The organism is Paenibacillus sp. EKM206P (assembly GCF_011066155.1).
Lineage (GTDB): Bacteria > Bacillota > Bacilli > Paenibacillales > Paenibacillaceae > Paenibacillus > Paenibacillus polymyxa_D.
The window spans coordinates 1-245 of record NZ_JAAMNQ010000124.1 but is presented as its reverse complement, the minus strand read 5'-3'; the positions used below and the strand labels follow the sequence as shown (position 1 = coordinate 245).

Genomic DNA, 245 nt, shown 5'->3' with positions numbered 1-245 from the left:
CACGATTATCAGATTACGGTGTTCGAATCCACACCGGCTTTAATCGTACCGTTTATGCAGCATGTGCATGAACAGGGACTGGACATGAGCAGTCTGGAACTGCTGATTACCAGCTCGGATAGCTGCAGCGTGACGGATTATCGGGTGCTGCAAGAACGATTTGGTGCGGATATCCGCATTATGAACAGCTACGGTGTCACGGAAGCGGCGATCGACTCCAGCTTCTACGACGAAGAACTGTTGAA

General features: G+C 50.6%; 1 protein-coding gene. It reads left to right on the top strand.

Annotated elements, in window-relative coordinates; all coding sequences use genetic code 11:
• On the top strand, positions 1–245 hold a 245-nt coding region (locus G9G53_RS26045), incomplete at both ends, for an AMP-binding protein (protein ID WP_165150917.1).